The 21,784-nt window shown below is 42.7% G+C and carries 23 protein-coding genes; 19 read left to right on the top strand and 4 right to left on the bottom strand.

Annotation, left to right across the window (positions count from 1 at the left end):
- Positions 1-356: 356 nt before the first annotated feature.
- The 11 genes from AC0VYE_RS19670 (at position 357) to AC0VYE_RS19620 (ending at position 10,589) form a co-directional block, all read left to right on the top strand.
- Positions 357-1,298 (top strand): aldo/keto reductase, encoded by a 942-nt coding sequence (locus AC0VYE_RS19670; RefSeq protein WP_076265576.1) that lies wholly within the window; start codon positions 357-359, stop codon positions 1,296-1,298.
- Positions 1,295-2,050, top strand: a complete 756-nt coding sequence (locus AC0VYE_RS19665; protein ID WP_475442654.1) for a sugar phosphate isomerase/epimerase family protein — start codon at positions 1,295-1,297, stop codon at positions 2,048-2,050. Before AC0VYE_RS19670 ends, AC0VYE_RS19665 begins: the two co-directional genes overlap by 4 nt.
- Before the next feature lie 76 nt (positions 2,051-2,126).
- Positions 2,127-3,992, top strand: a complete 1,866-nt coding sequence (iolD, locus tag AC0VYE_RS19660) for a 3D-(3,5/4)-trihydroxycyclohexane-1,2-dione acylhydrolase (decyclizing) (protein WP_475442653.1) — start codon at positions 2,127-2,129, stop codon at positions 3,990-3,992.
- 18 nt (positions 3,993-4,010) lie between these two features.
- Entirely contained in the window at positions 4,011-5,006 is a 996-nt protein-coding gene (gene iolC, locus AC0VYE_RS19655; RefSeq protein ID WP_475449650.1) for a 5-dehydro-2-deoxygluconokinase, read from the top strand.
- 18 nt (positions 5,007-5,024) lie between these two features.
- On the top strand, positions 5,025-6,488 hold the full coding sequence (locus AC0VYE_RS19650; protein ID WP_475442652.1) for a CoA-acylating methylmalonate-semialdehyde dehydrogenase: 1,464 nt from the start codon (positions 5,025-5,027) through the stop codon (positions 6,486-6,488).
- Positions 6,489-6,580: 92 nt separating this feature from the next.
- Entirely contained in the window at positions 6,581-7,393 is an 813-nt protein-coding gene (gene iolB, locus AC0VYE_RS19645) for a 5-deoxy-glucuronate isomerase (RefSeq protein ID WP_475442651.1), read from the top strand.
- Between the two features lie 159 nt (positions 7,394-7,552).
- Positions 7,553-7,852 (top strand): heme biosynthesis protein HemY, encoded by a 300-nt coding sequence (locus AC0VYE_RS19640; protein ID WP_076265580.1) that lies wholly within the window; start codon positions 7,553-7,555, stop codon positions 7,850-7,852.
- 341 nt (positions 7,853-8,193) lie between these two features.
- Positions 8,194-8,562 (top strand): iron chaperone, encoded by a 369-nt coding sequence (locus AC0VYE_RS19635; protein ID WP_475442650.1) that lies wholly within the window; start codon positions 8,194-8,196, stop codon positions 8,560-8,562.
- 242 nt (positions 8,563-8,804) lie between these two features.
- Positions 8,805-9,065 carry a hypothetical protein gene (locus tag AC0VYE_RS19630; RefSeq protein ID WP_475442649.1) on the top strand — a complete coding sequence of 87 codons (261 nt, stop codon included), beginning with the start codon at positions 8,805-8,807 and terminating at the stop codon, positions 9,063-9,065.
- 51 nt (positions 9,066-9,116) lie between these two features.
- On the top strand, positions 9,117-9,551 hold the full coding sequence (locus AC0VYE_RS19625; RefSeq protein ID WP_475442648.1) for a hypothetical protein: 435 nt from the start codon (positions 9,117-9,119) through the stop codon (positions 9,549-9,551).
- 258 nt (positions 9,552-9,809) lie between these two features.
- Positions 9,810-10,589 carry a class I SAM-dependent methyltransferase gene (locus AC0VYE_RS19620; protein WP_475442647.1) on the top strand — a complete coding sequence of 260 codons (780 nt, stop codon included), beginning with the start codon at positions 9,810-9,812 and terminating at the stop codon, positions 10,587-10,589.
- 128 nt (positions 10,590-10,717) lie between these two features.
- Here the strand turns inward: AC0VYE_RS19620 and AC0VYE_RS19615 are convergent, their stop codons facing one another.
- A complete protein-coding gene (locus AC0VYE_RS19615; protein ID WP_475442646.1) occupies positions 10,718-11,635 on the bottom strand; it encodes a poly(ethylene terephthalate) hydrolase family protein in 918 nt (305 codons plus the stop codon).
- Between the two features lie 193 nt (positions 11,636-11,828).
- Here AC0VYE_RS19615 and AC0VYE_RS19610 point away from each other — a divergent pair, with 193 nt between their 5' ends.
- Positions 11,829-12,359 (top strand): DinB family protein, encoded by a 531-nt coding sequence (locus AC0VYE_RS19610; protein WP_475442645.1) that lies wholly within the window; start codon positions 11,829-11,831, stop codon positions 12,357-12,359.
- 100 nt (positions 12,360-12,459) lie between these two features.
- Here AC0VYE_RS19610 and AC0VYE_RS19605 read toward each other — a convergent pair whose 3' ends face one another.
- The gene (locus tag AC0VYE_RS19605) at positions 12,460-12,648 is read right to left on the bottom strand and encodes a hypothetical protein (RefSeq protein ID WP_076265587.1); all 189 of its coding nucleotides are present in this window, start codon (positions 12,646-12,648) and stop codon (positions 12,460-12,462) included.
- Between the two features lie 48 nt (positions 12,649-12,696).
- Complete coding sequence (locus AC0VYE_RS19600) at positions 12,697-13,335, bottom strand: cell wall hydrolase (RefSeq protein ID WP_475442644.1); 639 nt, start codon at positions 13,333-13,335, stop codon at positions 12,697-12,699.
- Between the two features lie 176 nt (positions 13,336-13,511).
- Here AC0VYE_RS19600 and AC0VYE_RS19595 point away from each other — a divergent pair, with 176 nt between their 5' ends.
- Positions 13,512-13,814, top strand: a complete 303-nt coding sequence (locus tag AC0VYE_RS19595; protein ID WP_475442643.1) for a hypothetical protein — start codon at positions 13,512-13,514, stop codon at positions 13,812-13,814.
- Between the two features lie 13 nt (positions 13,815-13,827).
- Positions 13,828-14,286 (top strand): hypothetical protein, encoded by a 459-nt coding sequence (locus tag AC0VYE_RS19590; protein ID WP_076265589.1) that lies wholly within the window; start codon positions 13,828-13,830, stop codon positions 14,284-14,286.
- Positions 14,287-14,423: 137 nt separating this feature from the next.
- Here the strand turns inward: AC0VYE_RS19590 and AC0VYE_RS19585 are convergent, their stop codons facing one another.
- Positions 14,424-15,446, bottom strand: a complete 1,023-nt coding sequence (locus tag AC0VYE_RS19585) for a LacI family DNA-binding transcriptional regulator (RefSeq protein ID WP_475442642.1) — start codon at positions 15,444-15,446, stop codon at positions 14,424-14,426.
- 338 nt (positions 15,447-15,784) lie between these two features.
- Between AC0VYE_RS19585 and AC0VYE_RS19580 the strand changes: the two genes are divergently transcribed.
- From AC0VYE_RS19580 to AC0VYE_RS19560, 5 genes are read left to right on the top strand one after another with little or no spacing between them, the layout of a single operon-like run.
- The gene (locus tag AC0VYE_RS19580) at positions 15,785-17,122 is read left to right on the top strand and encodes a DUF4832 domain-containing protein (protein ID WP_475442641.1); all 1,338 of its coding nucleotides are present in this window, start codon (positions 15,785-15,787) and stop codon (positions 17,120-17,122) included.
- 3 nt (positions 17,123-17,125) lie between these two features.
- Complete coding sequence (locus tag AC0VYE_RS19575) at positions 17,126-18,427, top strand: acyltransferase domain-containing protein (protein ID WP_475442640.1); 1,302 nt, start codon at positions 17,126-17,128, stop codon at positions 18,425-18,427.
- Between the two features lie 4 nt (positions 18,428-18,431).
- Complete coding sequence (locus AC0VYE_RS19570) at positions 18,432-19,517, top strand: DUF4832 domain-containing protein (protein ID WP_475442639.1); 1,086 nt, start codon at positions 18,432-18,434, stop codon at positions 19,515-19,517.
- Between the two features lie 48 nt (positions 19,518-19,565).
- Positions 19,566-20,849, top strand: coding sequence for a Gfo/Idh/MocA family protein (locus AC0VYE_RS19565; protein ID WP_475442638.1), 1,284 nt, complete (start codon positions 19,566-19,568; stop codon positions 20,847-20,849).
- Between the two features lie 7 nt (positions 20,850-20,856).
- Positions 20,857-21,783, top strand: a complete 927-nt coding sequence (locus AC0VYE_RS19560) for an ABC transporter permease (protein WP_076265595.1) — start codon at positions 20,857-20,859, stop codon at positions 21,781-21,783.
- The last annotated feature ends 1 nt before the right edge of the window (position 21,784 follow it).

The raw sequence follows: 21,784 nt of genomic DNA, 5'->3' as shown, positions 1-21,784 counted from the left end.
ATGGGGGAGTGCCGCTCGAGCTCAACAGGGCGGCTTTTCCTTTTTTGCAAGGACTGAATATGCACAGTACTTCATGTTTAATGAAAGGGTTTTCAATATTTTCGGATTAGTTGAGGAAAGTAATTTTTAGAGGCTATTGTAAAACGGGGTAGAATCTATTATACTGACTTCAATTACCGTATGGTAGCGATTCCAGAAAACATGATTGTCCTTTTATGGTATCGCTACCATACAGATTGTTGAACAAAAATGATGAGCTGTTTAAAACGTTTTGTTGGAGACATTTTCGAACTTCGATTGATGCCTCTATTGAAAGAGGAAGAACAGAATAAGTGCAGCATGAAAGGAGTGTTCATATGGAAATGATGGAGATGCAAGGTGTGAACAAGCCGATGTCCCGGTTGATTATGGGAACGGGAGACCTGAGAGTATTGGACGATGCAAAACGGTTGATGCTTGATGCTTACATTGAAGCAGGCGGCAATATGTTTGATACTGCCCATCAGTACAGAGGAAAAGAGAAGATTTTGGGACAATGGCTGGCGGAGAAGAAGATCAGGGAAAAAGTAGTCATTATGAACAAAGGCGCTCACCACGATGATGGGAGTCCAGGCCCACGGGTGAATCCGCAAGCCATCCGAAAGGATCTGGACGAAAGCTTGGAGAGGCTGGGAACAGATTATATCGATCTATATGCGCTTCATAGAGATGATCCGACCGTCGAGGTTGGGCCAATCATGGAAGTGCTAAATGAGCAGCTTGAAACGAAGAAGGTTCGCGCGATTGGCGCATCGAATTGGTCGCATCAGCGCATACAGGAAGCGAACGAATACGCGGCGGCGCATCAGCTAGTAGGTTTTACGTTTAGCAGTACGAACCTGAGTCTTGCCAAAGCGAAAGAGCCGAGGTGGGAGGGCTGTGTGTCTGCTGATGAGGAAACCTGCAATTGGCATGAGCGCAACCAACTACCGCTATTGTCATGGTCTTCGCAGGCAGGCGGGTTTTTCTCAGGCCATTTTACACCAGACAATCTCTCTGATTCGGAAATGGTGAGAGTGTATTACAACGACAACAACTGGGAGCGATACCGACGAGCGGTGAAGCTAGCGGAGCTGAAACAGGTAACGCCGATTCAAATCTCATTATCTTATGTTCTTCATCAACCTTTCCCAACATGCGCAATCATCGGACCTCGAAATCTTGATGAGCTTCATGATTCGGTTATGGCTATGAATCTACCATTAACTGCCGGGGAAGTCGAATGGCTGGATTTGAAAAAGGAGGAGATTGCGGAATGATCAAACATCAATTGGCGGCTCAGCTCTACACTTTGAGAAACGAAGTAAAGAAGGATTTTCCAGCGGTGCTGAAGCAATTGAGTGAAATGGGATGGGCGGCCGTTCAAATCGACGGGTTGCACGGATATGAAGCACGAGAAATTGCTGCGGTGATGAAGGAACTCGGATTACGTACCGCTGGCATGCATGTAGGGCTGGAGCGAATGAAGTTTGATTTAGATGCTGTGCTGGAAGAGGCTCGCTTATTCGATACGAAAGACTTTATCTGTCACTCCCTGCCGGATGGGCTGCAAAATCCAGAAGGGTATGCAAGCGTGAAGAAAGACTTGCTTGAAGTGGCTGCTAAAGTTAAGGGCACGAAATATCGCGTTGGCTATCATAATCATGATTTTGAATTTCATACATCCATAGATGGTAAATTTGCACTGGAGTACTTGCTTGATGATCCAGCCATTTACGCTGAGATTGATACGTACTGGGTTCGCAAAGCTGGGCAAGATCCTCTGTCCTTCATCCAGAACTATGCGAATCGTATGCCGATTCTTCATTTGAAGGACATGACTGCGGACAGCAGAGAGACTTTTGCTGAGATCGGATCAGGAGTTATTGATTTTTCTCCAATCCTGCAATGGGGATTGCGAAGCGGCGTTGAGTGGTTTGCGGTAGAGCAGGATTACTGCACAGGAAGTCCGTTGGACAGTCTGGCTGCTAGCCTGGAATACTTATTGAAATTGGAAAAAACGCTCGTTTAACCTTGAAGCCCGCATCTGAATAACCGGAACAGCGGGCTTTTCCTTATCCAATCTATAATGAATCGAGGTTTTGCTGATGAAAACGATTCGCCTTACTATGGCGCAGGCTTTGCTGCGATTTTTGGATCAACAGTATTTGTCTGTAGACGGAGAAGAGATAAAGTTCGTTCGTGGTGTTATGGGTATCTTCGGACATGGTAACGTCACAGGTATCGGCGAAGCTCTAGAGCGAGAAACTACTGAGTTATTGTTCGTGCAGGGCAAGAACGAACAAGGTATGGTTCACGCGGCTACAGCTTACGCTAAACAGAAGAACCGCCGTCAGATCTTTGCCTGCACGACTTCAATCGGCCCAGGAGCACTTAATATGATGACTGGCGCCGCAACCGCAACGGTTAACCGCATACCTGTGCTGCTTCTGCCAGGCGATAACTTTGCTTCCCGACAGCCTGACCCCGTACTGCAGCAATTGGAGGTTCCGAGTGACTACTCCATATCTGCAAACGATCCGTTCAAGGCAGTCAGCAAGTTTTGGGATCGCATCGTCCGCCCTGAACAGCTGATGTCGTCGCTTCTACAGGCGATGCGCGTGCTGACTGATCCAGTTGACACCGGAGCGGTTACGTTAGCGCTGCCGCAGGACGTTCAAACAGAGGCTTATAATTATCCAGTACGCTTCTTTGAGAAGCGAATCCATTTCCTGCAGCGCCGTCCAGCGGAACAGGATGCCATTTTACGTGCCGCAGATTTGATCATGCGCAAGAAGAAACCTTTGATCATCGCAGGGGGAGGCGTTCACTATGCGAATGCGACGAAAGAGCTTCTCGCATTTGCAGAAGCATTCGGCATTCCGATAGCTGAGACGCAGTCGGGCAAAAGCGCGGTGCCGTGGAATCATCCGCTTGGCCTCGGCGGAGTTGGTACAACCGGCACACTGGCGGCGAATCGGGTAGCTGCCGAAGCAGACTTGATCATCGGAATCGGTACACGATTTTCTGATTTCACGACGGCATCCAAATCCGCTTTTCGCAATTCCGATGCTGCATTTCTGAACTTGAATGTTAGTTCATTTGATGCGGTTAAGATGGAAGCGAATTCGATCACAGCAGACGCAAAGTTGGCGATTGTCGCACTACAGTTGGAATTAACGAATCGCAGATTCAGATCCAGCTATGCTGCCGGTTATATTCAAGAGTTGAAAGCGGAGTGGGACAGTGAAGTTGATCGTCTCTACGCCTTGGAGAGCGCCAATGGGTTAACCCAGACTAGAGCACTCGGTATCATTAATGGATTCATCGAATCGAAGGATGTTGTCGTTGGCGCCGCTGGAAGCCTTCCGGGCGATTTGCACCGTGTCTGGCGTGTAACTGAACCGAACACTTATCACTTGGAATATGGTTTTTCCTGCATGGGTTATGAAATAAGCGGTGCTTTTGGCGTCGCGCTAGCGGAACCGGATCGTGAAGTGTATGCGTTAGTTGGTGATGGGAGCTACCTCATGCTGCACTCTGAGCTGATTACTGCAATCCAAGAGGGCGTGAAGCTGACCATTTTACTATTCGACAACAACGGGTTTCAATGCATTCATAACTTGCAGCGCGGTCACGGCAGCGACGGCTTCGGCAATGAATTCCGCTTCCGATCCAAAGAGACGGGAAGGTTAGATGGACCGTTTATGCCGATTGATTTCTCTTTGCTTGCCCGCGGCTTAGGCGCTGCCTCATATAAAGCTGCCTCAGCGAAAGAACTGGAGCAAGCGCTGCACGACGCGAAAGCGGAACAAGGACCTGTGCTGGTGGAAATTAAGGTGCTACCGGGAACGAATACGGATGGTTATGACTCATGGTGGAATGTCGGCGTACCTGAGGTGTCTGTGAGCGACAAAGTGAGGAAGGCGCATGAGCAGATGCAGCAAAACATCAGTGCGGCGCGCCCTTATTAATTGGGAAGAAGGGATATGATGGATACGATTACTTTTGCAGGCGATAAGGAATTGGATTTTGTAGCAATCGGCCGCCTATGCATTGATTTGAATGCCAACGAAATCAATCGTCCTATGGAAGAAACGATGACTTTCACCAAATATGTGGGCGGTTCACCGGCCAACATCTGCATCGGTATGTCGCGATTGGGCATGAAAACAGCGTTTATCGGCAAGATTGCTGATGATCAGATGGGCCGATTCATTGATCAATACTTGCGAAATAACGGCATAGACACTTCAGGTATCACAACGGATCAGACCGGAGCGGTTACCGGACTTGCTTTTACAGAAATCAAAAGCCCAGAGGATTGCAGCATACTGATGTACCGCAGCAATGTGGCAGATTTGTTGCTCGCGCCTGAAGAAGTTAACGAATCGTTGATCAAGCGAAGCAAAGTGCTGCTCGTATCCGGTACGGCGCTGGCACAGAGTCCATCCCGCGAGGCGGTGCTTCTTGCGCTTCGTTACGCACGTAAACACGGTACGAAGGTGATATTCGATATCGATTATCGGCCATATTCGTGGGCATCTCCCGAGGAAACGGCCATTTATTATCATTTGGCAGCGGAGAAAAGCGATATTATTATTGGCACGCGCGAGGAATTCGATATGCTGGAGCGGTTCGACGGCAACACCGAACGCAGCGACGAAGTAACTGCGGCGCAATGGTTCGGTTACCACGCCGAGATCGTCGTCATTAAGCACGGCAAAGAAGGATCGATTGCTTATGGCAAAAACGGCAGCTCACAGCGGGGTTCTATTTTCCCGGCTAAGGTTATCAAGACATTCGGAGCCGGCGACTCGTATGCAGCAGGATTTATCTATGGACTTATGCAGGGATGGGATATCAGCCGCAGTATGACATTCGGGAGCGCGTCAGCTTCCATTGTTATTTCCAGTCATAGCTGCTCGGACGCCATGCCGACAGTGGAGCAGATTGAACAATATATGCTTTCTTCCAAACAAGCGTAGTTGGAGAGGAGAACGACAATGATGACCCAAATGCAAGCACTTATACCTTTATCGAATTTTATTGGAGGCGAATGGATCGCCTCGACTTCAGGCAAGACGGAACCCGTATTCAATCCAGCAACCGAAGAAATTTTGGCTTATGTTCCGCTGTCGTCTAAGGATGAAGTTGATCAAGCTGTCCGAAATGCGAAAGAAGCGTTTAAAACATGGAGTAAAACGCCGGTACCACGCCGTGCTCGAATTCTTTTCAAATACCAACAGCTGTTAGTTGAACATTGGGAAGAGCTTGCGCAGATCATTACCTTGGAAAACGGGAAAAACTATCAAGATGCTCACGGGGAAGTGATGCGCGGGATTGAATGTGTTGAATTCGCTGCAGGGGCGCCAACGCTCATGATGGGAAAACAGCTTCCAGACATCGCTACAAATGTGGAGTCGGGTATGTTCCGATATCCGATTGGGGTTGTGGGCGGAATTACACCGTTTAACTTCCCAATGATGGTACCCTGCTGGATGTTCCCGCTTGCAATTGCTTGCGGCAATACGTTTGTCCTGAAGCCCTCCGAGCGGACGCCGCTTCTTGCGAATCGTCTAGTGGCGCTATTTAAAGAAGCGGGTTTGCCGGATGGCGTGCTGAATCTTGTACATGGCTCACATGATGTCGTAAATGGTCTGATTGAGCACCCGGGCGTCATTGCGATTTCGTTTGTTGGCTCCCAGCCCGTCGCGGAATATGTGTATAAAACCGCAACTGCGCAAGGGAAACGGGTTCAGGCGCTTGCCGGCGCTAAGAACCATACCATCGTCATGCCGGATGCTGATATGGACGGAGCGGTGACTCAAATCATCAACGCGGCATTTGGCTCTGCGGGCGAGCGCTGTATGGCATGCGCTGTCGTCGTTTCCGTTGGGAGAGCGTCTGAAACGTTGATTGATAAATTGGTCGCGGCAGCTGATAAGCTAATCATTGGTAATGGCATGGATAAAGATGTTTTTCTAGGGCCGGTCATCCGCGGTCCGCACAAGGAACGTACGCTGGGCTATATTGCGACAGGTACAGAAGAGGGAGCGGTACTGCTCCGTGACGGACGTACGGATGCGGCATCAAATGGCGAAGGGTATTTCGTCGGCCCGACAATTTTTGATCATGTGACGAGTGAGATGAAAATTTGGAAGGACGAAATATTTGCTCCCGTGCTGTCGATTGTCCGCGTGGATACGCTGGAAGAGGCGATTGAACTTGCCAATCGTTCAGAACTAGCAAATGGAGCGTGCATTTTCACTCAAAATGGCAGTCATGTTCGTCAATTCCGTGAAACGATCGACGCTGGTATGCTGGGTGTGAATTTGGGCGTACCTGCCCCAATGGCATTTTTCCCTTTCTCTGGCTGGAAGAAATCATTCTACGGTGACTTGCATGCTAACGGTTCAGACGGTGTCGAGTTTTTTACGAGGAAGAAAATGGTCACTTCCCGCTGGTAAGCGGCTCGTTAGCAGGAGGATCGGTTGATTCTGATCCTCCTGTTAAAATGTATGGACAATGGATCAAAATACCCGAGGGGAGGCATTTGAAAATGAGTGAACTGATTGTAAAACCGAACCAAACTCCGGATCAGGAAGGTAATACCCTTCGGATTACTCCAGAATCTGCAGGGTGGGAATATGTTGGTTTTGAAGTGTTTACGCTAGATCCCGGACAATCACTTAGCCGTCTGACAGAGGAGCGGGAAGCTTGCGTTGTCCTGCTTAGAGGAAAGGCTGACGTTTCCACAGAGAAGTCAGAATGGAAGAGCATCGGCCGCAGGATGAATGTTTTTGAGAAAATTCCTCCTTATTCCTTGTATGTTCCATCTGAGGATAAGTTCACGATTACCGCATTAACTGACCTGCAAATTGCTGTATGCTGGGCACCTGGCAGCGGTACGCACGCAGCAAGATTGATCGAACCTGGTCATGTTGGGGTTGAAAATCGTGGCGAAGGCAGTACGCAGCGGCTCGTTCATAATATTTTGCCAGAAACCGCAGATGCAGACAGTCTGCTCGTCGTAGAAGTGTTTACGCCTGCCGGTCATTGGTCTAGTTTCCCGCCGCACAAGCATGACCGTGATTTTTTGCCTGAGGAATCACTTCTGGAAGAAACCTATTATTATCAAGTTCAGCCAGAGCAAGGATTTGCAGTACAGCGTGTCTATACAGACGATCGTTCGTTGGACGAGACGTTGACTGTAGGCAACGGTGAAGTTGTACTTGTACCTAAAGGCTACCATCCTGTATCTGCTCCTCCAGGTTATGATGTATATTATTTGAACGTAATGGCAGGGCCAGTTCGTATTTGGAAGTTTTATAACGATCCGGATCACGCTTGGCTGATGCCGAAGCCACGATAAGTTATATAACGAGGATTAAAATGCTACAATTGAAAGAGAGCAATGCCATTTGTAATGATGGCATTGCTCTCTTTTTAATTTCGATTACTCAAAACTTGACATCCCATTCTGTAACTAATATTATTACAGTAAGTCAAAAAAGAATAGAGGACATAAAGCATGAAATGCAAAATTAATCGAAATGCAGCAACCGTTTTAAAAAAGATGTTGAGCAGTAATGAATCTGAAGGGAAGATGATTCGTGTTTTTATAACTCAGAATCATGGAGATCATGGTCATTATGATATAAAGCTGGATACACCTACTGAACATGATGAAATTGTAAAAACAGACAAAGACATTGAAATTGTATTAGATAAACGTGAACCGCTATTAGACGGGGTTTGGATTCAATATTTTTATGTGCCAGAAGAAGGTTTCTTCATAACGAACCCTTCTACAGGTTTTCTTGAGAAATAAGGTTTAAAATATTGATGGTCAACAGGGAGGATGCAAAAATGCATCCTCTTTAAGCATTTGTAGCGAGTACATGACAGGATAATGATATTATCCGATTGCTTGAAACCCTACAGATGGACAAAGTCCGGTAATGGAGTTCTGACGACTGCATAAAACGAAAATGCAGGATAGTTTAACTTCTTCGCGAATATTTAATATCAATTAATTAATCATTATGGAATCTAAAAGCAACTGTCCATTTATCTAAGCAAAGGGAAAAAAATCGACCGTATCAAGGACCAGAATGTAAGAGATGAAAGACTTCTCTGAAAGATAACTTATTATTTTTAGGAGGGCACAATATGGAAGTTTTTGAAGAGTATTTAGCAACTATCGTTAACCTTGAACATCGGAGCCGAGCGGAAGAAGTTTTAACTTGGGTAACTAAGAAATTTCCGAATTTAAAGCCAAAAATCGCTTGGAAGCAGCCTATGTTTACCGATCACGACACATTTATTATTGGCTTTAGCGTAGCCAAACAACATATGGCTGTTGCCCCTGAAAAAGCAGGCATTAATCGTTTTTCTGAGGAAATTGTGCAATCAGGTTATGACCACACCAAGGAGTTGATACGTATCCCGTGGGCTAGTCCGGTCGATTTCTTATTACTTGAGAAAATAATCGAGTTCAATATTTTGGATAAGGCAGACTGTTCGACTTTTTGGCGGTAGTATAAAACCTAACATGAAAATTAGCTTATTCGCACTCGGGATATTCAGGGCTATCCAAACTGAAGTGAAATATATTTACTAACCAGTGAGCAAGAGCGTAGGCACAAATGTGCTTACGCTTTTTTTCATGTTTCAACGGGAATATTGAAATAGGAGGAAGTAATTGTCTAAGTTAAGGTATAATATGGTAGAAAACAACTTTGTTGACAATTCGTTCGTATTGGGAGTATTGGAGGGGAGCAATGATCAAGAAGAAAAATTGGATTGTTTTATCAGTTATCTGTTTTCTCTTAGGATTGTTAGCTTGGTTGACTGATATTTTATTTGATCATATGTACAAATTATGGTTGCTCACCTTTCTAATAAACCCTATTGGATTTTTATTTGGGCTGCTTGGAAGAAGTAAATGGGGAATGATCTCCAATGCACTAATGACCATCAGTGTTTTTATTTTTATGTTTTTTGGATACTTAATTGCTGCCCTTTTTGGAGGACAGCCGTGAAATTAAAGTAATCAATTCGAAACGATTGATTTATAAAAAGGGAGGTATTGTATGAGGAGAAAGCATTTTATTTTCTTTATTTTGATCACTTCATTATTGTTTTCAGGTAATTTATCAGCAACTTCATGGGCAAATGAATTTGTTGTTTGGCATGGTTATGTTTATGTAATAAGTGATGAGTACGTAACAGATATACATAAAAAGATTGGGCATGTCACTGTATATTCAGATATGGAAACCTATATTGGCAATTACTCTAACTCATATAAGAAGGGCACTAAATATTATTCAATTAAAGGTATTAGTACAGATGAAGCGATCGCAGTTCAACATAAAGATGGGAAGTTTATAAAAGCAAACCGAGATGGAAAATTCAAAGGAGAGAATACTGATTACTCAGGTTTAGTGAGAAATGTGATCATTATTTGTCTGTTAGCCATTTTGGTTATCTTTCTCGTTAGAAACAGAAATAAGAAGCGGACTTAACTCGTATAGGCACTCTAGTATGTAGATTGTAAAAGTCAAATACGAGAGATTATAACGGAAACAAATGCCAACCAGATGTTCTTGGTTGGCATTTGTTTTTTCTACGAGCAATTGGCTGAAATCTGAGCTGCTTTTTGGATGGAAAAAGCAGCATTTACAACCTCAGGAACTTATGATAAATTGAAAGTAGTTTCACATTATGAAATGGTGTTTCATACAATGAAACAAAATACTCATTTTATAAAAGGAGGAGCAGCAATGGGAGAATCAATAAAAGATCAAGTACAGAAGCAATTTGGAAAAAATGCTGCAAAATATGTAACAAGCAGCCGCCATGCCAAAGGCGAAGATTTGGCTTTTCTTGTTTCGTCATCCCAAGCCAACAAGGAGATGGAGGTACTTGACGTTGCAACAGGAGGCGGGCATGTGGCCAATGCGCTTGCACCGCTCGTCCGTCATGTGATTGCTTATGATCTGACAGAACAGATGTTAGAGAAGGCTGCGGAATTTATTCATGGAAATGGACATTCTAACGTCGACTTCGTACAGGGGGATGCCGAGCTGCTCCCATTTGCCGATGCATCCTTTGACTTGGTAGCTTGCCGAATTGCAGCGCATCATTTTCCGAATGTGCCTGCTTTCGCTTCAGAAGCATTTCGCGTCATTAAGCCGGGCGGCAAGCTGCTTCTAATTGACAATGTTGCTCCTGAGAATGAAGCGTTTGATGAATTTTACAATCAGGTTGAAAAGCAAAGGGACCCTAGCCATGTTCGTGCCTGGAAAAAGTCAGAATGGATTAACCTGCTGGAGAATAGCGGGTTTCGCCTTGACATCATGGTTCGTTTCCCCAAACCGTTTAAATTCCAAGATTGGTGTGAACGGTCAGATCTTCCCGAAGCGGAGCAGGCTTTACTTGAGACAAAAATGCTGCAAACCCCAAAGGAGATGAAGGATTTTTTCTTTATCCAAACTGATGAATCGGGCAGACTTACCTCATTTAGCGGAGAATCTGTATATATTCAAGCGGTCCGTTCATAAATATTTCTTAAGTAAACGTCCCCATGAAAATAGAAAAGGCTGCTCTCAAGTCAAGTAGGTTTAACTACGATTTGAGGCAGCCTCTTTATTTGAACGATATTTGAACGCACATTCGCTATGAACAGCTATTATTGCTGCATGTTTGCTGAATAAACATCTTTCCAGCGTTGGTTCATTATAATTTCAGCGCCTTTGCCCATAAAGGCGGTCATAGCCTGTGAATCGTCCATTAACCAATATCTCATCCATGCGGTCAGATATCCTCTATGTTGACCGCCATCTTGTTCAATCGCCGTATGTGCCGCTCCTTTAGCCATCGCCATCATTGCCGGAATATGTGGGTTTGCTTTACTAATCTCTACTTTGTTGGAGGATGAAGGAGAGATAATAAAATCACGCGTTCCACTCATTACAAAAAAAGGTACCTTTAACGCTGATGTGTCGTAGACATCCTCTGGATCACAATATTTCAGCTTCGGGAGCGCGATTGAGACAACCGTCTTGATGAGATCGCCATGTTCAAAGTTGGTGTGGGCGTTTATTACACCTGTGGAGCCTTGAGAATGACCTGCAGCGCCTATTTGATCTTTTTGAATTCGTTGATAGAACGGGCTGCCGGGCATATCGTTTTGTGCTAACATATAATCAATGGACGCAACAATTTCTTTTCCCGTTCCAGTTGTTGTGCTAAAAGTATCAATAACTACAAATCCCCAGCTAGCTAAGTGATGAAAAAGTTCATCGTATTGCTCAGGCAGCGCTCCTGTTCCGTTGCCCCAAGCAATGAGCGGATGAATTGATCCTTCTGAAATCGGGGAGTAGACTTTATATTGCTTTTCTCCTTGCTCATCTAAAACCTCCTGTGTTTCTACTTCAAATTCTCCAGATGACGCATATTTCTCTTCCACGCTGCCCGTCTTAAAAGCAGCAGAAACGGAGTTTACCAGCAGAAAGGACACCGTAGAGAACGCAATCATCATAATTAAAACAATACCGGTCGTCCATAATAGCCATTTGCTTCTGAGAACTCTCTTAATTTGTGGCATACAAACTCCTCTCGCTATGACTAACGTGTACGTTATCCGAAATATCAGGTATAATGCCGGATGATCATGATGATGAGCCTTATTAGTTTTCATAGTTGTTTAGTAGCTTTATTATACTCTATGCTTATCGGCAATGATAATTTTCACATCAAACCGTTCGCAGTTCATATTAAGCTAGGGAGGTTAGACTAGAATGCTATACGATTTAAAAGCTGATGCCAATAAGTCAACTATTGTGGGCATGTTATTTTCCGCTGTAAAAGAGAATAACCAACGGCTGCAACTAATTACTCGTGGCATGTCACAAGAAGAAGTAGATTACAAGGGACCTGATCACAATTTTAATAGTACTGCTCAGTTAATCAAACACATCATGTATGTTGATCTGAATTGGGTTTATAGATTAAAGGGTCAACCACTTCCACAGTCATTAAAGGAATTATATGGCCCTATGATAGATGAAAACAATAGACTTCCAATGGTTAAAGGGATATCTTTGAACACGTTAATGTCCAAATATGATGATGTATTAAAAATGTTAAATGATTCATGTGCACAATTAACAGATGCTGATCTAGATAAAGTTGTTACATTTGGACATGAAAATGAAAAGCATGCAACGATACGTTGGGGCTTATGGCATATGGCTGACCATAGCCGCTATCATCAAGCTCATATTAATTTGCTTAGGAAGTGGTATGGTGACAATTCGCTGTCTAAATAAGGGGAGAACTACAGCTATCATTTTTTGTGCGCTGTTAAGATAAAAAGAGCAAACGCTGCTGCAGCGTTTGCTCTTTTTGTTGATATAGCCCTACCTCACACTATTCAATTTTATCGAGAGATCTGTTTTTGGCGATATCTAAAACAAAATCCCCTAAATCATCATAACTCATTTGATTTAACTTCTCTTTGAGTGCTTCCGAAATCGTCTCTTTTTCAAATATTCCTTTAATAATATCAATGACCAATTCAACCCTAGCCTGATGCCTTTCCTTCGTATCCATGCGCATTCCTATATTCTCCTGTTCTCGATAGGCGTTCTTCATTATCGGCAAAACCTAAAGTGTAAACTGATGACTGCCTATTTTCTTAGTGGCTGTACGCGTCTTGAACCAAGCCGAATTGGTAATTATCGGATTAAAGAAAAACAACGCATTGCCAGTAGGATCATTCCCTTTTACAGCAGCTTTAGCGGCTTTGAATGCCGTTTGGTTCGGAATAAGCCAGTACTGTCCGTCTTTTACGGCAGAGAACGCATTGGGCTCCATAATGACTTCTTTTACTGTATTCGGGAATTTTGAAGACTGAAGTCGATTCATGACAACCGCCCCAACCGCCACTTGACCTTTATACTCTTCTCCTCTAGCCTCGGCATAGATGACACGTGCGAGCATGGAAAGTTCCTTTTTGTTGACCGACAATTTTTTGAGCTTCGCCCAAGTTTTTGGACCTACAACGCCGTCACCCTGGAGACCGTTCTTTTTTTGAAAGACTTGAACCGCAGTGCGGGTAGCCTTTCCAAAACTGTTATCGATGGGAAAATTGTAAAAACCCATTGTTTGAAGCCGAAACTGCAGATCTGTAATGTCCTGTCCCTTGCTGCCAAGTTTCAACACGGGTGAAGCCTCAACTTTGTGATTGGATACGGTTGCGGTAACTAGTACGAGTAGGACAAATAGAGTCAAAAATCTGTTCATGATGAATAAATCCCTCCTGATGCGAATGATAGGTAATGATTGGATGGCATTGAGCGTTTATTCTAGCACAGCATGAATAGGATAATCTTGTTAAGATTTTCTCATTTACATGCCCCCCTGAAATCAATAAAACGCGACGAAACCTTATAAAAGCAATACATAAGGAGTGAATAACGATGGTGAATAATTACAAACGCTTCATTCAAAATCAATTCGAAAAAGCAAAGTCTACCGCTTCCGAGCTTATTTCTTCAAGGAATGAAGAAGAAGAAAAAGCTATTATAGAACTCAATCCACAACATTATGTTGAGCTGAAAGCAATCGCCGATAAGCAGCATACGACCGTGCAAGCGATTATCGATGGCATCATAGTCCAACACTTGGCAAGCGCTCCATACGAAATAGCCCCGATCACGTTAGGCCAGAAGGAAGATAACCCGCTTTTGTATTTGGATGGTATTTGCAAATTAGAGGATTAAGGAGTGCTGACAGATGGATAACCACTTGAATGTTCAAGATACAATATTTTTGGATGAAACAGCTTTTGCTGCATTGATGAACCCAGAGGATCCTCATTATGTGAAAGCTCGTTCCCTGTTTTTGGATTTGCATGATCTTGAACGTAATTATGTAACGACCAACTCTATTTTATTTGATCTTCACGAATGGCTTCGCAATGAATACAGCTATCAGCAGGCAGAATATTTTCTAAATGCGATTGATAAGGCAGTCAGTAAAGGCAAGCTGGCGGTCATCTCCAGCGGCCCTGAGTTTGAGGGGGAATCGCGTAGATTGCTTATCAACAGGCCTGAGCTCCGATTCTCTCTCAGCGAAGCATTAACCGCTGTGACTATGTCCTATTATCAGGTGAAACGTATCTTTACTTTCAATCACAATTACATGATGCTAGCCAATTTGGATAAGGATATTCGGATCATTCCGTCCAATTAATAAGCAATTAATACAGCCTTATTGGTAAACATCGTATTAGACTTTTTTAGTATTGTTGCAGCAATTGTAAAAACGCCAAAAAGCAGCTCTTCCTCGTTAGAGGAGGGGCTGCTTTTGGTCTTTCTAATGTGAATTGCTTAAGTCGAACTGCGAACGACCAAATGTGTAGGTAAAATAACCTTCTTCGGCAGCAAGCTATTCCCATTCATTCGTTCTAATAATAAGTCAACAGCGACCATCCCAATTTCCTCGGTTGGCACATCAATGGTAGATAGAGGCGGATTGGAGTATTTGGATACTTCAATGTTGGATAGGCCGATAACAGCTACTTCATCAGGCACAGAGATCCCGTTGTTATATAAGCTGTTAAGGGTTGCCATAGCCATCAAATCACTGGCTGCAAAGAAGGCGGTAGGCAAGTTGTTTGTTTGGCATAAATGATTGACTTTTTCGATACAGACAACCTCATCCCACATGCAATCAATAAGCCATTCGGGATTTACATTCATTCCAGCAGCATGCATGGTGGAATAGTACCCTTGATAGCGCCGGCTTTCCTTTAAGTTGCTTTTTAAGCCGCTTCCACCTATATAGCCAATATTCGTATGTCCTTTTTCAATAAGATGGCTCACGGCTAGAGAAGCAACATTGTAATGGTCATAACCTACATTATCAATATCCCAGCGTTCTGTATCGATGCCAACAATATGAGGTACCTGCTTGCGAACATATTCATATGTTTCGCTATTTAAGGATTCCATTAGGATAAGCCCTGTAATCGATTCACTAAACGTGTTAAACAAAATCTTCTTATCATCTAATTCAGGACCCGTACGAATAAAGGCAATATTATAACCTGATTGAAGCAATCTCTTTTCTACACCGGATAATATAGACATGAAATACGGATCGTTATACTTGTTTTTTGTCACACTTAATACGCACCCTATTTTGATTTGAGCTTTGTTTGCCGAATGATCCTTCGTTGCTGCTTGATGCTTGGGGCTATCAGTAATTTTATAGTTAAGCTGTGTAACGGCCTGCCAGACTCTTTCTCGTGTTTCATCTGTGATTTTATACTTCGTATCATGATTTAAAACTCTAGATACGGTAGCCGTGGACACATTCGCTAATTTAGCAACATCCCTAATCGTACTCATAGCTATGCATAGTCTCCTTTTGAAAATGCTAATGATCGTTATGTTACGTTGTGATTCGTCATTAGCGCTTTTATGTTTTGTTACGTGAAAATTACGTCCATACCTATTTATCTGTATGTATGCCTACTAATCTATATAGTAACATACGAATGATGCGTAGTCTCACATTAAATTTTATTTGAGAACGATGTAATTTCCTCTTGCAGGATTGGTTAGAAATGTTATAATTGCACCATAAGATTACTAAACAATCACGCATATATAACGTAACACACAACGTAACAAAATAGCAAATGTTGTTTATTTAATGAGAATACCTCGTTAGGAGATGATGAGACATGAATAAAGCGATGACCGTGTACCCGGTAATCGTGGATAGCTTACTAAGCAATCCTGGCATTGGTTTTACTTCAGCACCTGGTTTAATGGATGACATCGGTGATGTGTTTGACAATAGAGGGGAAAAGAAAGAGAAATATAAATTTACGCAAGACAGCAGGACATACAATCATCCGGATAGCAAAGTCTATTTCTGCAGTGCTCGCTGGAGGGATATAGAAATTGCAAAAAGTGTTTTCAGGTGGGAAGTGCTTGAGGAAAAGCTGGAGTATGCCAAATCCATGGGATGTACTGCGGTGGTACGTTGTTCGCCATATGCACTAAGTGAAGAAGATGATATACCGGAATGGTTTCGAGCGGAAAGTCCGGAGGAGCCCGATTTTCCTTTTTGGAGAGTAGATCCTGAGACAACGAGGTATGTGGAGTATTGGTCTGATTTTATAAAAGCTTTTGCAAAGAAGTATGACGGGCATCCCGTAATAAGCTCTATTGATTTGACAATTGTAGGAGCATGGGGGGAAGGCGGGGGCACAGAGTTTTTAGAGCCAGAGGCCATTCAATGTATTACAGATGCTTATTTGGATGGTTTTAAAATAACACCTTTGCAAGCGCTTTTACATGATCCGCTTTCAATGAAGATTATAACGGATCGCAAAGCCAAAGTAGGCTTTCGTGTCGATTGTCTCGGTGACATGGGCGGTTTTCATGGCAAACGATGGTCTCATATGACCGATTTCTACCCTCAGAATATACAGAACTTTAAAATGGAAAATGCTTGGGAGAAAGCTCCAATTTTATTTGAAGCATGCTGGCATATGAATGACTGGTATATTCAGGGCTGGGATATTGATTACATTATTCAAGAAACGCTCAAATGGCATATTTCTTCCTTCAACAACAAAGGGACAATCGTACCGGAGCCTTGGAAAGATCATGTGAAGCAGTGGCTAAACAAGATGGGCTACCGCTTTGAATTAAGAAAGTTCACTTATGATGCTGAAGTTGAGGCAGGCGGGAATCTAGATATTGCTGCTTTGTGGGCTAATGTCGGAGTTGCACCAATTTATAATCGCTATCCGCTTGTTTTGAAGCTAACAAGCAATAAACAGACTTATACACTTTATAGCAGAGAAGATATAAGAGAATGGCTGCCGGATGAAGATATTGCTTGGGAAGAGAGTTTTTCGATTCCGAGCGATGTGCCAGCAGGAGAGTATCGTTTAGAAATTGGCATAGAAACAGGTGTACATGAGATTGGAAATGTTAAGCTGGCGATTGACGGAAATAAGGACGGTTATTACGAGATGGGAAAACTTTTAATAAAAGGGGATCAGTAACGAATGTCGATACGGTTGGATTTTAAAACGGCTGCTGCGTACTGCAATTTTGATTATCTACCCGAAGGTTTAGAAGTCAAATATAAAAGCTACGAACCGAGTAACAAGACTATACTCATTCCACGTAAGTTTTTAAATGGAATTTTTGAGCAATATCAACTCCCTGAGCATACCAAACAGTGGCTGGTTGGCGGAATTGAAGCGATAGAAAAGGATGAAATATTATTTCTATTCACGACCTTTTTAGTAGATGACATGTGCTCGTTGCGCAATCGCTGTGATGAAGATTTTTATACGAATATGACTCCGGGATGTATGAAGCAATATGGTGATTTGTATTCCTTTCTTTTGCTGCTTGCTTGTGTAGTCCCTTCTATGGAAATGGTGGAAAAGCGCGGAATTCCTAAACCGTATTACGAGAATATCCCTCATCAGCCACTTAAAGCTCAGTTGGAAAAATTAGTTGCATACGGTGATTCTAAAGTCCGTGACTTTCCGTGGGATATGAATTTTTATACTTGTTCAATATTTCGATTAGATCGATTTCTCTTTATACCTTATCAATTTGAAGATCCTTTTACGATGTATCGTCATGTTCAAACGGAAGAGGTTATTGCACTTCGACATGCGGGAGAAGAGTTTCGCAGCGATGGGCAAAGGAATGGAATCAATGGTGTATTTGATCCTGGGGGACATTTCACTTCGAAATGGGAGGAGAATGATGATCACATTATCGCTAATCGGATTAATCCAATGGGCTACGTTGAAAGAGAACCAACTTCTATAGCAAAGAAGGAATGGGAACCGGCTCTTCAGCGAGGAGATACCCTTTTAGCGCTGCATATTCCATCTGGACCTGGCTATACACCCGAAAGGCTGAAACATTCGATGTCACTCGCAATTGAATTATATGCTAATTATTTTCCGGAGTTAAATATAAAAGGCTTCTGGAGCGCAAGCTGGCTTTATGATACGAGATTATCACTAATATTGGACAATGAAAAAAGCAATATCGTATTGGTTCAAAGGCAGTTTTATAATTATCCCACATTTGAAGGGGACAGCATGCTGCGTTATGAAGCCTTTGGAGATCGGGAGGCAGATCCTGTCCAGAACGATGTGAAGTACAAAACCTCGTTGCAAAGAGCTGCTGCAACTTATATGAAGACGGGAGCGCGATTTAACACTTTAAGCATGATTGTTTTGAAGGAAGAAATCGAACAGATTGGAAATATGCCCTATATTTCAGATGTGGATATTGATCAATTCTTTAATACCGTTGACTGCCATTTACAGAGGAGGTAATGGGATGGGTAAATATTCGCTTGAAAACTACGAGAAGTATAAAACCGTAAAATTCCGGCCTTATCCATTACCGAGTAATGACGCTCAATCAAGAAATGGTGCTTTCCAATATGTTTCTTATTCATGGAATGAACTAGAGCCAACTAGAGGGGAATACAAACTCGAACAGCTGAAGGTAGCACTTAAATCAGCAAGAAATCCAATACTTAGGATCAAACCGGACTTACCTTTATGGGTGAAAGGTCATGTTGATGAATGTTTTGCTGCTTTTATAAGAAAAGTTGGGAGTTATATAGATTCAGATAGTCGACTTGAAGGAGTTGTAATATCGACTCTCGCTGACGGTAAGGAAGAATGGAATGCCTATATGGATTCTTTTGAATTCACGACGCTTCTTGCTGATCTGCACAATGCAAGACTAATTCAATACTTAAGGGAACATGGTCGTGGGTTTGGATTGATCGTTAATTGCAGTGAAGATAACTGGATAACATGCTGTGAAGCATTTGCCAAACAGAAGCTGCAGCAGGTATGGAAGAGTTATCCGGTCGTCCTGCATTTTACCGATAATGTATGCGGTCCTAATAGTAGGCGTGAGGCGCATCGATGGCATGCAAGCCTTTCTAATTTGGAAATAGAGCTTGGGTATGACCTTACTCTACGAAGATTGACATATCCAGAGAACGTTTCTAGCGGGGGCAGCTTACCGCTTCGGTTCTGGTTTGTTAACACAGGGACTTCAAGAAATTACCGTGAATTTCGTTTGTGGGTGAAATTAGTGCAAGGGGATGTATCGTATGAAATTCCCATCCACGCTGCAACGGAGTCATGGTTAACGGGGGATCTTGTCCATAACGAGATTATACAATTGCCGGATATGCCGCCGGGAAATTATACATTAAGCTTTGGCTTGTTTTTCGAAGACCGAACATTCATCAATCTGAATATACAAAGCAACGTGCAGGACGGTTATTACGAGGCAGGTACTGTGAACGTTGAAATCACAAGTGAAGATCCTCTTTTGAATATATGGGATACCTATTATCCCGAAGGATATTATCCATTGGAAGATCCTAAATTGCCGGAATAGTAATAGAGTGCATCTTGGATAAAAACTCATACGCTGGAGGTAGTTGATTTGAAACTTGCATTAATCGGAGCAGGGCAAAGAGGCATGATTTATTCAGAATACGCAAGCAAAACAGTAGAAATTGTTGCGGTAGTTGAACCAAATGACAATAGAAGAAAGGTAGCAGCCGATCAGTTCGGCATCCCTCTGGAGAATCAATTTCAATCTGTAGATGAATTTTATCGATTGGGAAAAATTTGCGACGCTCTTATTATTTCTTCGATGGACAGAGACCATTATACGCAAACGATGGAAGCGCTTGATCTTGGTTATGACATTCTGTTGGAAAAACCAATTTCGCCAAGTCCGGAGGAATGTTTAAGAATACAACAAAAAGCAAATGAAAAAGGTCGCAAAGTTATCGTTTGTCATGTGCTCCGATATACAAATTTCTTCGCAGAAATAAAAAAAATTATTGATAGCAATGAGCTGGGAAAGATCATAACCATTCAGCATAATGAAAACGTCGGAAATTATCATATGGCTCATTCTTTTGTAAGGGGGAATTGGAGAAACAGCGACCTAGCGAGCCCAATTATTATGCAGAAATCCTGTCATGATATGGATATATTGGCATGGCTTGTGGACAGTGATGCGAAGCGGATTTCTTCCTATGGGGACCTGACTTATTTTAAAGAAGAGAATGCACCAGCTAATAGCGCTGATCGATGCCTAGACTGTAAAGTTGCCGCAGATTGCCGCTTCGATGCCAGAAAGGCTTATCTTCCTATCAGAGGACAATGGCCGGCTACAACAATTTCAGTGGATCAGACTGAAGAGGGATTATTGAAGGCTTTGGAAACAAGCCCTTATGGACGTTGTGTTTATCGGTCTGATAATAATGTTTGTGACCATCAAGCATCCATTATTGAGTTCAAAAATGGCGTAACGGTCACCTTTAATTTAAGCGGTTTTACCAATAAGATGTATCGTACGCTTAAAATTATGTGCGAGCATGGAGAAATTAGAGGTGATGACAGCTTAAATATCATTGAAGTAACGCGGTTCACATCCAATATGTCTGAACAATATGAGCACACCGTGATCCGGCCAGCTGCGATGAATGGCGGACATAATGGCGGGGATACAGGACTGATGATCGATTTCTTGGACAATTTAGAAAATGAGGACAGCAACAGCAGATCTTCCATTGATAGATCAGTAGAAAGTCACATTATGGCCTATGCAGCTGAGAGAGCAAGGGTTACAGGTACAGTAATTGATATCGATCATTTAAAGGAAGAGCTGCAAGAAACATTACGCGATAGCCGCTCGATAACGATGCAAAGGTAGTGATGTAATGAGTTCAGTTGTGAAAGGTTTCTTATATGAGATAAAGAAAAACAGAATATTGTATCTCATGTGCGTGCCTGCGCTTGTTGTATTAATCATGTTCAGCTACATCCCTTTTGCAGGAATATGGATGGCATTTACCGACTTTAATGTAGTTGACGGCATATTTGGCAGTAAATTTGTTGGTCTTGATAACTTCACTTACTTTTTCTCTAAAAATAGCATGGGCTGGAAGGTTACCTATAACACCTTATACATTAACTTTTTCAGCCTCATATTAGGCATTATTGTTCCAGTCAGTATCGCTGTTTTCTTAAACGAGATACGCAATAAATCGTTTAAGCGGATTGCTCAAAGCATGATGTTTTTTCCCTATTTTATATCGTGGGTTGTAGTAGGCGCTATTCTTTATGGGATCTTCTCAACGGATGTAGGTGTTGCCAACAATATTTTGGAATTTTTTGGGGCAGATCCGATTAGATGGTATTCAGAACCGAAGTATTGGAAATGGATCATTATTCTATCGAGTGTTTGGAAGTGGAGCGGGTATAGCTCGATTCTTTACATGGCTGCAATGGCTAACTTTGATGGGAGCTTGTATGAAGCAGCGAAAGTAGATGGCGCGAATAAGCTGCAGCGCATTGTTTTCTTAACGATTCCTATGTTAAAACCAACGATCATTGTCTTAACTTTACTAAGCGTTGGACGGATCTTTTATGGTGACTTTGGTATGATATACGGCATTGTCGGCAATAACCCGGTACTTATTGACGAGGTTACCGTCATCGATACTTATGTTTACCAGTCTATGCGTACGTTGGGCTTTTCTTATTCGACTGCAATCGGATTATTTCAGTCTCTAATGGGATTAATTCTAATCTCTGCAGCTAACAAATCGGCTAAGAAAATAAACGATGGAGAGGGTCTATTTTAAT

The organism is Pristimantibacillus sp. Z349TD_6, from assembly GCF_056173205.1.
Note: the sequence above shows the minus strand (reverse complement) of the source record. Positions and strands in the feature narration are given on the sequence as shown.

What these genes read in the sequence shown, in the direction of transcription:
- AC0VYE_RS19615 (WP_475442646.1), bottom strand. Translation starts at nt 11,635, where the DNA reads ATGCCACAAATTAAGAGAGTTCTCAGAAGCAAATGGCTATTATGGACG.
- AC0VYE_RS19560 (WP_076265595.1), top strand. Translation starts at nt 20,857, where the DNA reads ATGAGTTCAGTTGTGAAAGGTTTCTTATATGAGATAAAGAAAAACAGA.
- AC0VYE_RS19585 (WP_475442642.1), bottom strand. Translation starts at nt 15,446, where the DNA reads ATGAGTACGATTAGGGATGTTGCTAAATTAGCGAATGTGTCCACGGCT.
- AC0VYE_RS19575 (WP_475442640.1), top strand. Translation starts at nt 17,126, where the DNA reads ATGTCGATACGGTTGGATTTTAAAACGGCTGCTGCGTACTGCAATTTT.
- AC0VYE_RS19620 (WP_475442647.1), top strand. Translation starts at nt 9,810, where the DNA reads ATGGGAGAATCAATAAAAGATCAAGTACAGAAGCAATTTGGAAAAAAT.
- AC0VYE_RS19650 (WP_475442652.1), top strand. Translation starts at nt 5,025, where the DNA reads ATGATGACCCAAATGCAAGCACTTATACCTTTATCGAATTTTATTGGA.
- iolD (WP_475442653.1), top strand. Translation starts at nt 2,127, where the DNA reads ATGAAAACGATTCGCCTTACTATGGCGCAGGCTTTGCTGCGATTTTTG.
- AC0VYE_RS19605 (WP_076265587.1), bottom strand. Translation starts at nt 12,648, where the DNA reads ATGCGCATGGATACGAAGGAAAGGCATCAGGCTAGGGTTGAATTGGTC.
- iolC (WP_475449650.1), top strand. Translation starts at nt 4,011, where the DNA reads ATGGATACGATTACTTTTGCAGGCGATAAGGAATTGGATTTTGTAGCA.
- AC0VYE_RS19635 (WP_475442650.1), top strand. Translation starts at nt 8,194, where the DNA reads ATGGAAGTTTTTGAAGAGTATTTAGCAACTATCGTTAACCTTGAACAT.
- AC0VYE_RS19640 (WP_076265580.1), top strand. Translation starts at nt 7,553, where the DNA reads ATGAAATGCAAAATTAATCGAAATGCAGCAACCGTTTTAAAAAAGATG.
- AC0VYE_RS19590 (WP_076265589.1), top strand. Translation starts at nt 13,828, where the DNA reads ATGGATAACCACTTGAATGTTCAAGATACAATATTTTTGGATGAAACA.
- AC0VYE_RS19625 (WP_475442648.1), top strand. Translation starts at nt 9,117, where the DNA reads ATGAGGAGAAAGCATTTTATTTTCTTTATTTTGATCACTTCATTATTG.
- AC0VYE_RS19595 (WP_475442643.1), top strand. Translation starts at nt 13,512, where the DNA reads ATGGTGAATAATTACAAACGCTTCATTCAAAATCAATTCGAAAAAGCA.
- AC0VYE_RS19570 (WP_475442639.1), top strand. Translation starts at nt 18,432, where the DNA reads ATGGGTAAATATTCGCTTGAAAACTACGAGAAGTATAAAACCGTAAAA.
- AC0VYE_RS19600 (WP_475442644.1), bottom strand. Translation starts at nt 13,335, where the DNA reads ATGAACAGATTTTTGACTCTATTTGTCCTACTCGTACTAGTTACCGCA.
- iolB (WP_475442651.1), top strand. Translation starts at nt 6,581, where the DNA reads ATGAGTGAACTGATTGTAAAACCGAACCAAACTCCGGATCAGGAAGGT.
- AC0VYE_RS19670 (WP_076265576.1), top strand. Translation starts at nt 357, where the DNA reads ATGGAAATGATGGAGATGCAAGGTGTGAACAAGCCGATGTCCCGGTTG.
- AC0VYE_RS19630 (WP_475442649.1), top strand. Translation starts at nt 8,805, where the DNA reads ATGATCAAGAAGAAAAATTGGATTGTTTTATCAGTTATCTGTTTTCTC.
- AC0VYE_RS19610 (WP_475442645.1), top strand. Translation starts at nt 11,829, where the DNA reads ATGCTATACGATTTAAAAGCTGATGCCAATAAGTCAACTATTGTGGGC.
- AC0VYE_RS19665 (WP_475442654.1), top strand. Translation starts at nt 1,295, where the DNA reads ATGATCAAACATCAATTGGCGGCTCAGCTCTACACTTTGAGAAACGAA.
- AC0VYE_RS19580 (WP_475442641.1), top strand. Translation starts at nt 15,785, where the DNA reads ATGAATAAAGCGATGACCGTGTACCCGGTAATCGTGGATAGCTTACTA.